The organism is Phenylobacterium sp., from assembly GCF_035944335.1.
Classification (GTDB): domain Bacteria; phylum Pseudomonadota; class Alphaproteobacteria; order Caulobacterales; family Caulobacteraceae; genus Phenylobacterium.
Genome location: NZ_DASZBG010000052.1, coordinates 19,958 through 33,170 on the forward strand (window position 1 = coordinate 19,958; position 13,213 = coordinate 33,170).

General features: G+C 71.2%; 16 protein-coding genes. 15 read left to right on the forward strand and 1 reads right to left on the reverse strand.

The window, feature by feature from the left end; translation table 11 throughout:
* Nucleotides 1-7 precede the first annotated feature (7 nt).
* The 15 genes from VGT80_RS09460 (at nt 8) to VGT80_RS09530 (ending at nt 12,978) form a co-directional block, all read left to right on the forward strand.
* Nucleotides 8-1,408 (forward strand): aspartate aminotransferase family protein, encoded by a 1,401-nt coding sequence (locus VGT80_RS09460; protein WP_327455115.1) that lies wholly within the window; start codon nt 8-10, stop codon nt 1,406-1,408.
* Nucleotides 1,409-1,412: 4 nt separating this feature from the next.
* Nucleotides 1,413-2,333 carry a hypothetical protein gene (locus VGT80_RS09465; protein WP_327455117.1) on the forward strand — a complete coding sequence of 307 codons (921 nt, stop codon included), beginning with the start codon at nt 1,413-1,415 and terminating at the stop codon, nt 2,331-2,333.
* Nucleotides 2,330-2,701, forward strand: a complete 372-nt coding sequence (locus tag VGT80_RS09470; protein WP_327455119.1) for an EamA family transporter — start codon at nt 2,330-2,332, stop codon at nt 2,699-2,701. Before VGT80_RS09465 ends, VGT80_RS09470 begins: the two co-directional genes overlap by 4 nt.
* Nucleotides 2,698-3,564, forward strand: a complete 867-nt coding sequence (locus VGT80_RS09475; RefSeq protein WP_327455121.1) for an alpha/beta hydrolase — start codon at nt 2,698-2,700, stop codon at nt 3,562-3,564. Before VGT80_RS09470 ends, VGT80_RS09475 begins: the two co-directional genes overlap by 4 nt.
* Nucleotides 3,557-4,684, forward strand: coding sequence for a GNAT family N-acetyltransferase (locus VGT80_RS09480; protein ID WP_327455123.1), 1,128 nt, complete (start codon nt 3,557-3,559; stop codon nt 4,682-4,684). Before VGT80_RS09475 ends, VGT80_RS09480 begins: the two co-directional genes overlap by 8 nt.
* A complete protein-coding gene (locus VGT80_RS09485; RefSeq protein ID WP_327455125.1) occupies nt 4,681-5,076 on the forward strand; it encodes a hypothetical protein in 396 nt (131 codons plus the stop codon). The genes VGT80_RS09480 and VGT80_RS09485 overlap by 4 nt, the downstream gene beginning before the upstream one ends.
* A complete protein-coding gene (locus VGT80_RS09490; protein WP_327455127.1) occupies nt 5,073-5,840 on the forward strand; it encodes a MipA/OmpV family protein in 768 nt (255 codons plus the stop codon). Before VGT80_RS09485 ends, VGT80_RS09490 begins: the two co-directional genes overlap by 4 nt.
* Nucleotides 5,837-6,085: an acyl carrier protein gene (locus VGT80_RS09495; protein ID WP_327455129.1), complete on the forward strand. Its 249-nt coding sequence runs from the start codon at nt 5,837-5,839 to the stop codon at nt 6,083-6,085. Before VGT80_RS09490 ends, VGT80_RS09495 begins: the two co-directional genes overlap by 4 nt.
* The gene (locus tag VGT80_RS09500) at nt 6,085-7,311 is read left to right on the forward strand and encodes a beta-ketoacyl-[acyl-carrier-protein] synthase family protein (protein ID WP_327455131.1); all 1,227 of its coding nucleotides are present in this window, start codon (nt 6,085-6,087) and stop codon (nt 7,309-7,311) included. Before VGT80_RS09495 ends, VGT80_RS09500 begins: the two co-directional genes overlap by 1 nt.
* A gap of 45 nt (nt 7,312-7,356) precedes the next feature.
* Entirely contained in the window at nt 7,357-8,256 is a 900-nt protein-coding gene (locus VGT80_RS09505) for a fatty acid desaturase (RefSeq protein ID WP_327455133.1), read from the forward strand.
* 34 nt (nt 8,257-8,290) lie between these two features.
* The gene (locus VGT80_RS09510; protein WP_327455135.1) at nt 8,291-8,443 is read left to right on the forward strand and encodes a hypothetical protein; all 153 of its coding nucleotides are present in this window, start codon (nt 8,291-8,293) and stop codon (nt 8,441-8,443) included.
* 103 nt (nt 8,444-8,546) lie between these two features.
* Entirely contained in the window at nt 8,547-8,756 is a 210-nt protein-coding gene (locus VGT80_RS09515) for a hypothetical protein (RefSeq protein WP_327455137.1), read from the forward strand.
* 176 nt (nt 8,757-8,932) lie between these two features.
* The gene (locus VGT80_RS09520; RefSeq protein WP_327455139.1) at nt 8,933-11,467 is read left to right on the forward strand and encodes a polar localization protein TipN; all 2,535 of its coding nucleotides are present in this window, start codon (nt 8,933-8,935) and stop codon (nt 11,465-11,467) included.
* Nucleotides 11,468-11,477: 10 nt separating this feature from the next.
* Nucleotides 11,478-12,461, forward strand: coding sequence for an N-acetyl-D-Glu racemase DgcA (gene dgcA, locus VGT80_RS09525; RefSeq protein ID WP_327455141.1), 984 nt, complete (start codon nt 11,478-11,480; stop codon nt 12,459-12,461).
* A 94-nt stretch (nt 12,462-12,555) separates the two neighbouring features.
* Nucleotides 12,556-12,978 (forward strand): DUF4112 domain-containing protein, encoded by a 423-nt coding sequence (locus tag VGT80_RS09530; protein ID WP_327455143.1) that lies wholly within the window; start codon nt 12,556-12,558, stop codon nt 12,976-12,978.
* 1 nt (nt 12,979) lies between these two features.
* Here the strand turns inward: VGT80_RS09530 and VGT80_RS09535 are convergent, their stop codons facing one another.
* A complete protein-coding gene (locus VGT80_RS09535; protein ID WP_327455145.1) occupies nt 12,980-13,180 on the reverse strand; it encodes a hypothetical protein in 201 nt (66 codons plus the stop codon).
* Nucleotides 13,181-13,213: the final 33 nt, after the last annotated feature.

The window sequence follows — 13,213 nt, forward strand, 5'->3', positions numbered from 1 at the left end:
TTCATAGATGTACGACGCGCCGCTCAGCCAACCGCTGGACGAAGCCGAACTGCGCCGCCTCGAGGAGACCTACTGCTCCTTCGGCGACACGGTGCACTATCTGCCCGACCCGAAGTTCTTCACCGGCTGCGACGGCTCGTACATGTACGACGCCCAGGGCCGCGAGTTCCTCGACCTGCAGATGTGGTATTCGGCGGTCAACTTCGGCTACCGCAACCCGCGGCTGAACGCCGTCGCCGCCCGCCAGCTCGACACCCTGCCGCAGGTCGCCTCGCAGTACCTGCACCGCGAGAAGGTCGAGCTCGCCGCCGTCATCGCCCAGGACGCCGAAAAGAAGTTCGGCAAGAAGGGCCGGGTGCACTTCAACGTCGGCGGCGCCCAGGCGGTCGAGGATTCCTTGAAGATCGTGCGCAACGCCTGCGGCGGCAAAAGCCTGATGTTCGCCTTCGAGGGCGGCTACCACGGCCGCACGCTGGGCGCCTCGGCGATCACCTCGTCCTACCGCTACCGCCGCCGCTACGGCCACTTCGGCGAGCGGGCCCAGTTCATCGAGTTCCCGTACCACTTCCGCGGCCCCAAGGGCATGAGCAAGGAGGAGTACGGCGAGCAGTGCGTGGCCAAGTTCGCCCGGCTGTTCGAGACGGAATACAACGGCGTGCTCGACACCAAGACCGGCCAGGCGGAGTTCGCCGCCTTCTACGTCGAGCCGATCCAGGGCACCGGCGGCTATGTCGTGCCGCCGAAGAACTTCTTCATCGAGCTCAAGAAGGTGCTCGACCGCTACGGCATCCTGCTGGTGGTCGACGAGATCCAGATGGGCTTCTTCCGGACCGGCAAGCTGTGGTCCATCGAGCACTTCGGCGTCGAGCCGGACGTGCTGGTGTTCGGCAAGGCGCTGACCAACGGCTTGAACCCCCTGTCGGGCCTTTGGGCCAAGGAAGAGCTGATCAACCCGACCATCTTCCCGCCAGGGTCAACCCACTCGACCTTCAACTCCAACCCGATGGGCACCGCGGTCGGCCTGGAGGTCATGAAGATGCTGGCCGAGGACGACTACGAGACCTCGGTGACGCAGAAGGGCGCCTATTTCCTCGAGGGCCTGAAGGACCTGCAAAAGCGCTGGCCGCAGATCGGCGACGTGGACGGGCTGGGCCTGGCGCTCCGGGCCGAGATCTGCGAGGCGGATGGCTGGACGCCGGCCAAGGCGCTGCTCGACCAGATGGCCGAGGAGGGCATGAAGGGCGACCTGGACGCCGGCGCCGGCAAGACCTGCGGCCTGATCCTCGACGTCGGCGGCTACCACAAGAACGTCATCACCCTCGCGCCCTCGCTGCATATCTCGAAGGACGAGATCGACCTCGGCATCCGGCTCATCGACCAACTCCTGAGGCGTTGCGCCAAGAGCTGATCACATGCGTCCCGTCATCCTGCAGCTGGACGACGCCTTCGAGCGGCAACCCGCCCTCGAACGGGACGTGCTGGCGCGCGGCGGTCGGGTGCTGGCCGCCCGCGACCTGGGGCCCGCGCTTCGCCTGTGGAGCCGGGCCGACACGCTGGCGGAGCTGAAGCGGCGCATCGGCGCCTGCCTGCCGAGCCGCGGGGAGGCCGAGGTGGTGTTCGCGGGCTCCGGTGATTTCCACCATGTGACGCCGCTGTTCCTGGAACGCGCGGTCGCCGAGGCCGACGGTCCTGTGACCCTGCTGCATTTCGACAACCACCCGGACTGGGTGCGCCATGCGCCGGGCCGGCACTGCGGCTCGTGGGTCGGTCGCGCGGCGCGGCTGGAGGGCGTTGCGCGGGTGATCACCGTGGGCGTCTGCAGCCCCGACATCGGCCGCGTGCGGTCCCGCGAGGGGGACCTGGCGCTGATCGCCGAGGACCGGCTGGACCTGTTCGCCTGGGAGGCGCCGGACGGCGGCGACGAGGTGGTGCTGGAGGGCCGCGCCTGGCCAACCATCTCGGCCATGGGAGAGGGCCCGTTCCTCGACTGCCTGGAAGCGACCATCCCGACCGGCGCGGTCTATGTGACGATCGACAAGGACGTGCTGCGCCCGGCCGACGCGGTGACCAACTGGGACCAGGGCCGGGCCAGCCTGGACTTCGTGATGGCGGCCATCACCCGCGTGGCGCAGGCCCGCCGGATCGTCGGCGCCGACGTGGTCGGGGACTGGTCGAAGCCGGTCTATGGGGGCCGGGCCGGCGCGGGCTGGCTGAAGCGCGGCGAGGCGCTGCTGGACCAGCCGTGGCGCACGCCCGAGCCGATCGACGCGGGCCGGGTGAACGAGGCGGTGAACCTGCGGCTGCTAAGCCTCTTCGAGGGCCTGCCGTCGTGACCGCCGCGAAGCTCGTTCCGGCGGCCCTGGCCCTGCTCGCCTTCTGCATCGCGGCCGAGACGGTGCAGCAGCTCAGCTTCAAGGTCGGCTCGGGCAAGGCGCAGGCCGCGCCGTCGTTCGTGCGCGGCGTGCTGACCCAGCCGCTGGTCTGGATCGGCGTGCTGCTGTGGGTGGTGGAGAGCATCGCCTGGGTGCTGGTGCTGCAGCGCAGCCCACTGAGCATGGCCTATCCGGTGATGACCCTGACCTACGCCACGGTGCCGCTGGCGGGCCTGCTGCTCCTGCGTGAGCGGATGACCGGGCGCCAGATGCTGGGCGCGGGTCTGATTTTCTCGGGCGTGCTCTTGGTCGGGGTGTCGGGCGCATGATCCACTACCAATCGCCCACCCGCGACCTGACGTTCCGGCTGCGCGGGACGACCGGCAAGGCCGTGCTCCTGATCCACGGCATGACCGGCGCGCCGGGCGAGATGAAGTTCCTGGCCAAGCGCCTGCACCGCCGGGGTCTGTCGGTGGCCGCCCCCCTCCTGGCCGGCCACGGCGTGGACGAGGAGAACCTGCTGCGGACCAGCTGGCAGGACTGGCTGGGCTCGGTGCGCGAGGCCTATCGGGCGCTGCGCTACGACCACGACGAGGTCTATGTGGCGGGCATCTGCGTGGGCGGGGCGCTGGGTCTTGCGCTGGCGGCGGAAGACCCGTCGGTGGCTGGCGCGGCGGTCTATTCCATGACCTATCGCTATGACGGCTGGAACATGAAGGCCTGGTATTCGGCGATCGCGCCCTATGCCACGCCGTTCGCCGGCCTGCCGCTGGTGCGCAAGATGAGCTTCGTCGAGCCCTATCCCTATGGGCTAAAGGACGAGCGGCTGCGCGACGGCATGGCCGCGACGCAGGGCGCGGTGATCCCGGGCGCGCTCGACCGGGTGCCGCTGGGGGCCATGGCCGAGATGCACCGGCTGTCGGACCATCTGGACTCGGTGGGCCGGCTGATCCACCAGCCGACGCTGATCCTGCACGCGCGCGACGACGACATGAGCCACCCGCGCAATGCGCACCGCCTGAAGAAGGTGCTGGGCGGGCCGGTGGAGCTGCACCTGCTGGACGACTGCTACCACATGATCCACGTGGACCGGCAAAGGGATCTGGTGGGCGACCTGACGGCCGACTTCTGTGGCGCGCCACAGGCGCCGGAGCCGGAGCGGCGGCGGACGGCGGAGCCCGCCGATGCCTGACGTCCCGCCGGCGGCCCGCGTCGTCCGCTCGATCGCCGAGATCGGCCGCGAGGCCTGGGACGACTGCTTCCCGGGCGCGCTGGAGGGCTATGACTACCTGGCGGCGGTGGAAGCCGCGGGACTGGCGGGCTTCGACTGGCGCTACGCCGTGGTGGAGGAGGGCGGGCGCGCGATCGCCGCCGCGCCGGGGTTCTTCACCGACTATTCGCTGGACACCACCCTGACCGACCTGGGCCGCCGGCTGGTGGCCGCGACCCGCAAGATCGCGCCCAGGGCCTTCACCGTGCGCATGGCGTGCCTGGGCTCACCCTGCACGGAGGACGTGGGCCTGGGCTTTTCGCGGGACCTGTCGCCCGATCGCCGGGCCGCGGTGCTGGAGCAATTGCTGCAGGCCTTCGAGACGGCGGCCGCCCAGGCGGGCTGCTGGCTGCTGGCGATCAAGGATGCGCCGGAGCGCGACCGGGCGGTGTGGGCGCAAGCCGCCCGCGCCATCGGCTATCAGCCCGCCAGCGGCATGCCGAGCGCGGAGCTGGTGATCGACTTCGCCGATCTCGACGGCTATCTGGCGGGCCTGAGCCGCGCCACCCGCAAGGACATGCGCCGCAAGCTGAAGGCGCTTTGCGAGTTGCGCATCGAAGTCGTCCGCGACCTGACCGGTCTGGAGGCCCGCATCCTGGAGCTCTACCGCCAGACGCGCGCGCGCTCGGAGCTGCAGTTCGAGGACCTGACGGCCGCCTATTTCACCGGCGTGCTCGCCGCGATGGGGGAGCGGGCGCTGTGCGTCGTCTATTGGGCGGGGGACGAGCTGGTGGGTTTCAACCTGTTGCTGCAGGACGGCGTGACGCTGCTCGACAAGTTCTTCTGCATGGAGAGCGCGCGGGGGCCGGCGCTCAACCTCTATTTCGTGAGCTGGTTCACCAATGTGCGCCTGTGCCTGGAGCGCGGCCTGCAGCGCTATCAGAGCGGCCAGGCGGCCTATGAGAACAAGCTGAGGCTTGGCAGCCGTCTGATCGGCGCGGACATGTACTTCCGCCACCGCCGGCCGCTGGTGAACCGGGCGCTGCAATGGGCGGCCCCGCTGCTGGCCGACGATCCCGCGCCTCAAAGGGGGGCCGCATGACCGCCGCCGCCCTGACCCGGGCCCGCGCCGCCCGCCCGCTCGTCTGGCTGGCCATGCCGTTGATGGCGCTCGTCAACCAGTACCTGGCGGAGCGCACGGCCCACGTGCTGCTCGGCCAGCCGCTCGGGCTCGGCTGGCTGGGGGCGGCGATCGCCTCGCCCTGGGTGCAGGCCTGGATCGGCTGCGAGATCGTCACCCTGGCGATCTGGATGGTGGTGCTGTCGAACCTGTCGCTGAGCGCGGCCTTCCCGATGACGGCGCTGGGCTATGTGCTGGTGATCGGCCTGGGCTGGACGCTACTGGGCGAGCCGGTGACCCTGGCGGAGATCATCGGCGGGGCGGCGATCCTGGCCGGGGTCTGGCTGCTGGGCGAGGGGGAGGCCAAGCCATGAAGGCGCTCGCCCTCCTGGCGGGCTTCGCCGCCCTGGCGCTGGCGGCGCCGGCCGCGGCGGCCGACCCCGAGTGGACCGTGGACCTCGGCGGTGCGGTGCGGGTCCGGCCCGACCATATCGGCGGGACGCGCTACCTGGTGGACGCCGTGCCGATCATCGAGGCGACCTACGGCGACCGGATCTCGCTCAGCCTCGACGACGGGCTGAAGTACCGCGCGCTGCGCTGGGGCCCGGTCGAGGCCGGGCCGATCGCGGAGTATCGCCAGTCGTTCAACGACAACCTGCCGCGCGGCGCCTTCCGGATGAGCGACGTGATCGAGCTGGGCGGCTTCACCCAGGTGAAGACGCCGATCGGCCTGGCCGAAGCCCGGCTGCGCCACGCGGTCGGTGGCTATGACGGCTGGTCGGGGGACCTGTCGTTCGACACCGGGGTTCCGATCACCGCGAGCTTCTCGCTGGCCGGCCAGGCGCGCATTTCCTGGGCGGACTCCAGCTTCACGGAGGAGTACTTCGGGCTGCGGCCGCACGCGGCGCGCAGCTTCGGCCTGCCCAGGTTCCTCGACGAGGATTTCACCACGGTGGGGGCCGAGCTGGACGCCGTGCAGCAGCTGACGCCGAAAATCCGCCTCGTCGCCGCCGTCACGGCGGACCGGATCGTCGGCGAGCTTCGTCCCAGCCCGATCTTCGCCAGCCGTAACATCTTCACGACCTCTCTCGGCTTCACCTACCACTGGTCCGCCCGGACCCCAGGACGTCCCCAATGAAAGCCACCGAATCCGAGCTCCTCGACCTGATCGCCCAGGAAGCCATCATCGATCGCGAGAAGCTGACCCGCGAGGCGACGCTGGAGGACCTCGGCATTTCCTCGCTGGACGTGATCTCGATGCTGTTCGAGCTCGAGGAGAAGTACGGCGTGGTCATCGAGGAGGGCGACATGCCCCAGATGAAGACCCTGGGCGAAATGGTCGACTTCCTGCTGTCGCGGATCAACGCGGAGGCGACGGCCTGATGGCGCGACGCATCGCCATCACCGGACTGGGCGCGGTCTCGGCCATCGGGCTCGGCGCCAAGGCCAACTGGGACGCGGCGCGGGAGGGGCGGTCGGGCATCGCCCCCCATCGGTTCGAGGGCGGCCAGCATGCGCCTGAGCCGGTGACCCTGCCCGCGGCCCTCACCGCGGACGGCTTTGCGGCGGGGCTGGAGGCGCGCTTCGGGCGCAAGGTGTCGGGCACGCTGGATCGCTTCGCCCTCCTGGGGTTGGCGGCGGCCTATGAAGCGATCGAGCAGGCTGGGTTGGTCGACCATGCCGCGCTCGATCAGAGGACCGCCATCGTGCTGGGCCATGGCCAGGGCGGCCAGGAGACCCTCGAGAAGAGCTACGAGCGTTTCTTCGGCCTGAAGTCGCAGCGCATGCATCCGGCGACCGTGCCGAAGATCATGGTCTCCGGCGGGGTGAGCGCGGTGGCCATGCAGTTCGGCGTGCACGGCCCGACCTTCGCCACCTCTTCGGCCTGCGCCTCGTCGGCGCACGCCATCGTGCAGGGCGCGGGCCTGATCCAGACGGGGCTCGCCGACGTGGCGATCGTGGGCGGTTCGGAGGCCATCGCGACGCCCGGCTGCATGGCCGGCTGGATGGCCATCCAGGCGCTGGCGGACGCGACCTGCCGGCCGTTCTCCAAGGACCGCGATGGCATGGTCATGGCCGACGGCGGCGCGGCGCTGATCCTCGAGGACTATGAGCACGCCCGGGCGCGCGGCGCGGAGATCCTTGCGGAATACCTGGGAGCCGGCATGACCTCGGACGCCTTCCACATCACCCAGCCGTCGCTGGAAGGGACCAGCGGGGCCATGCGCCAGGCGATCGCCAACGGCGGCCTGGCCGAGGCCGACGAAGTGCTGATCTCGGCTCACGGCACCGGCACGCCACTCAACGACAAGAACGAAGCCGCTTCGATCCGCGCGGTGTTCGGCGAGCGGGCCAGGCGCCATCCGGTGATCGCAACCAAGAGCGCGCATGGCCACCTGATCGGCGGCTCGGCCGCCCTGCAGGCGGTGATCGCGCTGCAGGCGCTGAAGGCGGGATTGGCCCCGCCGGTGCTGAACTTCAACGAGCCCGATCCGGAGTGCGACGTGGACGTGGTGGTGGGCCAGGCGCGGCCGATCAAGGCCCGCCACGCCTTGGTCAACGCATTTGCCTTCGGGGGCTTGAATGTCTCGATGGCGTTCTCAGCTTAAGGGGGTCGGACGAGACGGGCGATGACCACGACGGCGAAACCCACGATGCGAAAGGCCGGGCGGATCTTCCGCTACAGCGCCTGGGACGCCGTGCCCGCGCTGCTGGTCTTCGCGCACCTGGCGGCGCTGGTCGCTTTCTTCATCGCCTGGCCCCAGCTCAGCTGGACGGCGCGGCTGGCGGGGGCGGGGCTCTACGCCTTCGCCATTGGCTGGAACCAGGACTCGCTCAGCCACAACTTCATCCACAATCCGTTCTTCACCTCGGACCTGATGAACCGGATCACCGAGTTCGCGCTGACGCTGGAGAACGGCGTGCCGCAGACCATGTACCGCTACGTCCACATGCGGCACCACGCCGGCAATTCCGACCGGCCGGACGCAAAGGGTCAGACGCGCGATCCGATCTCGATCTACCGGCACGGCGCCGAGGGCAAGGCCGAGCCGATGGCGGCCTATGTGCTGATGGGCTTCTGGCGCGACGACAGCCCCTTCGAGGTGGCCCGGCAGATCCGCGCCAAACGCCCGGCAGAGGCTCGGCGCGCCCTGCAGGAATTCTGGGTGATGGTGGCGGTCTATGCGGTGCTGCTGGTTCTGCGCTGGGACTTCGTGCTGGTGCTGGCGCCCTTCTATTACCTGGGCCAGTCGCTCTCGTTCCTGATCGCCTATTACGAGCACCTGGGGGCCGATCCGGAGGACCCGCGCGCCACGGGCGTGTCGACCTACGAGCCCGTCTACAACCTGCTGTTTCTCAACAACGGCTACCATGCGGAGCATCACTACCGGCCGAAACAGCACTGGACGGCAATGACGGCGCTGCGGCGCGAGATGGCGCTGGAAGCGGGGGCCAGCCCCCCCGTGATCCGCGTGGCGCACTTCCTGGGCTTCCTGGATCCGCGGGTCTGGCGCACGCCGACCGCCCGCCGGACAGCGGCGCCGACCACCTAGACGAAAGGAGACGGGGATGCGGGGGCGGATCCTCATGGCGATACTGTTGACGACGATGGGACTGACCGCCTGCGGCCGGCGGGATTCCCTCTACATCGAGCCCGGCCGGGAGGCCGCGCCCGAGGCGCCGGCCAAGCATCAGGCGGCCAGGCCAGGCCCCGTCAAGCCGGCGCCGGCGAAGCCCTGAAGGGCCTGGCCAACATTGCCAAAATTTCATCCGGCGAACCGTCGCCGCAACCTGGGGTTCGTCGTATAACGCTGCTCGACGGATTCGAGAGACGGGGAGCCAGATGACGACGTTGACGGGCTTCCTCGCCTCGGTGGTGGTGCATTCGTCCGCCGCGGCCTTCTCGCATTTCGGCCTGACCCTGGCGCCGATGAGCCTCGACAGGCCCCAGCCGGCCGCCGAACATGTGGTGGCCCGCACCCACGTCACGCCGCAGAAGCTGGCCGCCTGCCCCGAGCGGCTGACGCATCCGCACCTCCTCGACCACACCTGATCCCCCAACAGCCCGCCGACCGCGCGGCCGAATGCCCGTTTGGCGCGAGCCGGGTGTTCGCGCGCCTGATCTGTCGTAAGGTGTGCTCTGGATAGGGCGCGGGCGGGGGCTCCAGACCTCCAGCACGCGCCGTCTTCGGAAGTGCGTGGATGAGAAGCAACAGGCAGGGTCCGCCGATGGATTTCGGAGCCTCCGGCGAGGGGGGCGAGCCTTCGGCCGCCGCCGAGCCGCCGCGCGTGGAGCTGGCCGAGCGCGAGCCGGAGACCGCGCCGCCGCTGCAGCCGCCGCCGGCCAGCGCCAAGGTGACCGCCGCGACCTCCCGCATGCCCGTCCACCGCCCCGATCCGCAGCGGGAGCCGGAGCCGTCCGAAGAGGCCTTCACCCCGCCCTCGCCCTGGCCGATCTACATCACCGCCCTGGCGGTTTCGGTGCTCTGGGGTTTCGCGCCGCTGGCCTTCGCCGTGGGCTATCGCCGGGCCGTGGCTCCGCTGCAGAATGACGCCTTCGCGCTCGCGGTCTTCGCCATGCTGTCGGTGGGCCCCGCGGTCTTCGTCTGGGGCGCGGCCTATATGATCCGCCAGGCCCAGAAGCTCGCCTACGAGACCCGGCGGGCCAAGGCCATGGCCGACGACATGCTCTCGCCCGCGCTGTCGGCCGCCGCCCGCTCGGGCGATGTGGTGCAGGGCGTGCGCGACGAGATCGTCCGCGCCGGCGCCGCGGCGGAGGAGGCCCGCGAGACCCTGCTGGCGCTGCGCGACGCGCTGGCCATGGAGACCGAGAAGCTGGCCGAGGCCGCGGCCCAGTCGGTGCGGACCGCCCAGGAGCTTTCGGGGACGCTGGGCCGCGAACGCAGCGAGCTCAGCGACCTGTCCCACGTGCTGGACGCCCAGGCCTCCAAGGTCGCCGAGACCATCACCCAGCAGGCGCGGATGGTCTCCGACGCCGCCGAGCTGGCCGACACCCAAATGCGCGAATCCGAGGCTCAGCTGTCGGCCCGCGCCGCCGACCTGGCCGCCGCGGCCGGCGAGGCGAGCGACGCCGCGCGCACCGCGGGCGAGGACCTGGTGCGCCACATCGCCCGGCTGGAAAGCGCCGGCGTCGGCGTCTCCGAACAGGTCAAGGCCGTCGAGGGCGGCCTGTCCGAACAGCGTGCGGCGCTGACCACTCTCGCCTCGGCGCTGCGCACCGATCACGAGGGCTTCGCCGACCAGGCCGAGGCCCATGCCGCCAAGCTCGGCGAGTTCATCGGCCAGGCGCGCCTGTCGGCCCTGGAGATGAGCGACCGGGCGGCCAAGGGCGGCGAGGCGCTGAAGAGCCTGATGTCCGAGGCCGCGGCGCAGTTCCGCGACCTCGCCGAGACGGCGCGGGCCGAGCGCGAGGAGTTCGGCCAGTCGACCGTGCAATCCCTGGAGGCGGTCGCCGAAGCCGCCGCCGAGCAGCGCCGCCAACTGGAGGCCCAGACCCGCGCGGCGATCGAGGCCCTGGCCCGCGCGGCGGAGGAAACCCGCGAAGCCGCGGCGGCCCACGCCAAGACCGCGCGCGATCAGGTGGACCAGCTTTCGGAGGCCGCTTTCGCCGCCGGCCAGAAGGCCAACCAGGTGTTCGAGGCCAGGCTGGAGGAGGCCAAGGCGCTGGTCGAGCAGTCCTCGAAGATGGTCGAGGACGCCGGCGCCACCACCGCCCGCAAGCTGGACGAGGGCGCCGCGGCGGCCAAGGCCTCGCTGGCCGAACTGGCCGCCATGCTGGGCGAGATCGAGGAGCGCGCGCAGCGGCTGCCCGCCAGCGCGCGGGCCCAGGCCAACGAAGTCCGCACCGCGGTCCTGGCGGGCATGGACGAGCTGATGGCCGCGGCCCACCGCACGGCCGAGGAAGCCCAGGCCATCGACGTGGCATTCCAGGATCGCGTGCGGCGCAATTTCGAGATGCTCAGCGAAGCGGTCCGGCTGATGGGCGCGGCGTCCGCCGCCGCGCCGCTGGCGGCCGTAGCGCCCCGTGCCGCGCTCGAGCCCGCCACGCGGATCTCCGCCCGTCCCGCCGCGCCTGCGCCGCAGCCTGCCGCGGCTGCGCCCGCGCCCGCCGCCGGGACCGACCTCGAGCTCGACGACATCATGGAGCCGGCCCCGGCGCAGGTGGCGTCGGAGCCGTCCGGGCCCGAGCTGGCCGACAAGATCGGCCTGCGGCCGCGGCTGAAACTCACGCCCACCGCCACCGACGCGGAGTTCACCGAGGTCTTCGAGGCCGCCGGCGGACCGCCCAAGGTCGATGCGGAGGCCGAGACGCCGCCCGCAGAGGGCTCCGAAGAGTGGACCTGGAAGGACCTGTTGGCCTCGATCGACGGAGCGGAAGCCCAGGGTGAGCGGCTGCAGGACCAACTCGGCGCGGAGCTGGAGCGGATGGGCGTCGAGTCCGGCAAGCTCTTGCCCAAGGGCCGCATCGACGAGATCGCCGCGGCCGTGCAGACCGGCGACGCCGAGGGCGCGCGCCAGGTGGTCAAGCGCCTGGCCCCGGCCGCCACCCGCCGTATCGCCCGCCGGCTCGCCACCGACGCTGCCGTGAAGCGCCAGGCGTTGACCTATGTGCGCCGCTACCAGACGCTGATCGCCGACGCCGCCGTGCGCGACCCGGAGGGCTTCCTGATGGCCGGGATGCTGGGCGAGGACGCCGGGCGGCTGTACCTGCTGCTGGACGCCGCGGCCGGCGACGTCGTCTAGGACCGCCGGCATGGCCCGCGCCCTCAGCGCCCGGGCCGAGCGCTGGCCGCTGGCCGCCGCCTTCGTCATTGCCCGCGGCGCGAAGACGCAAGCCGAGGTCGTGGTCGCCGAGATCTTCGAGGGGCCCCATCGCGGATGGGGCGAGGCCGTGCCCTACGGCCGCTACAGCGAGAGCGTCGAGAGCGTACTGGCGCAGATCGAGGGCGTGCGGCCGGCCGTCGAGGCGGGGGCCACGCGCCAGGACCTGCAGGGGTTCCTTCCGCCCGGCGCGGCGCGCAACGCGCTCGACTGCGCGCTCTGGGACCTGGAGGCCAAGCGCGCCGGACGCCGCGCCTGGGCGCTCGCGGGCCGGTCGCGGCTCGATCCGGTGAAGACCTGTTTCACGATCAGCCTCGGCGCGCCCGCGGACATGGCCGAGGCCGCGCGCGCCAACGCCGGCCGGCCGATGCTGAAGCTGAAGATCGGTTCGCCCGATGGGGTGGAAGGGGTGGCCGCCGTCCGCGCGGCCGCGCCCAAGGCCCGGCTGATCGTCGACGCCAACGAGGGCCTGGTCTTCGAGGACCTTCCGCGGGTGACGGCCGAACTCACGCGGCTGGGGGTCAAGCTGCTGGAGCAACCCTTGCCGGTGTCGCAGGACATCCAGCTGGAGGGTTTTGAAAGCCCGGTGCCGCTGTGCGCCGACGAGAGCCTGCACACCCGCGCCGAGCTCGCCGCCTGCGCGCGGCGCTACAGCCTGGTCAATGTGAAGCTCGACAAGGCCGGCGGCCTCACCGAGGCCCTGGCGCTGGCGGCCGCCGCCCAGGCGCAGGGGCTGGGCCTGATGGTCGGCTCGATGGTCGGCACCTCGCTGGGCGTCGCCCCGGCGCTGATCCTGGCGCAGGGCGCCGAGGTGGCCGACCTCGACGGACCGCTGCTGCTGGCCAGGGACCGGGAGCCGGGCCTGGCCATCACCGGCTCGCTGATCGAGCCGCCCAGCGCCGAGTTCTGGGGGTAGCTGGGGCCAGCTGCGTCCCAAGGCCACGCTCGCAATCGCACGCGCCGCCCCCATCTGGATGAACCGAGGGACCGCCGTCGCCGTTGGAGACGAGATGGACGTAAGCCAAGATCGTGCGCATCGCGCCTGGCGCGTGGCCGGGCGCATTGCCCGCCTCAGCGACAACCTGATCCCGATCGGGCCGTGGGGCATCGGGCTGGACGGCGTGCTCGCCTGGGTGCCGGGCGCGAACACCCTCTACAGCGTGGGGGCCGGCGGCCTGCTGATCTACGAGGCGATCGGGGCCAAGGCCTCGGCCTACACCCTGCTGCGCATGGGCCTCTATCTCACCGCCAACAGCGCGCTCACCGAAATCCCGGTGATCGGCTGGGCCATGGACACCCTGTTCCGCGGTCACCTGATGGCCGCGCGCGCCCTGCAGAAGGATATCGAGCGGCGGTTCGGTCCGGCGGAGATGCCGCCGGAGTGGCGGCGCGGTCGCGGGGCGCAGCGGCAGGCGGTCCAGGTGGCGGGCTAGATCAGCGGCCCGCGCTGCGGCACTCGATCTCGCGCTCCGAGGAACGGACATAGGGGTCCTGGCAGATCACCGCGCCGCGCACGAGGACCGTCCAGCCCATTTGGTAGTGGTCGCCCTCGGCCGGGCCGAACTGATGGGCCAGGGCCGCGCCGGCCGCGCCGAGGCACAGCCCCAGGATGATGCCCGCCCCGATACGCTTCATGATCGCCCCCTACACCCTTGGTAACATTGTTAC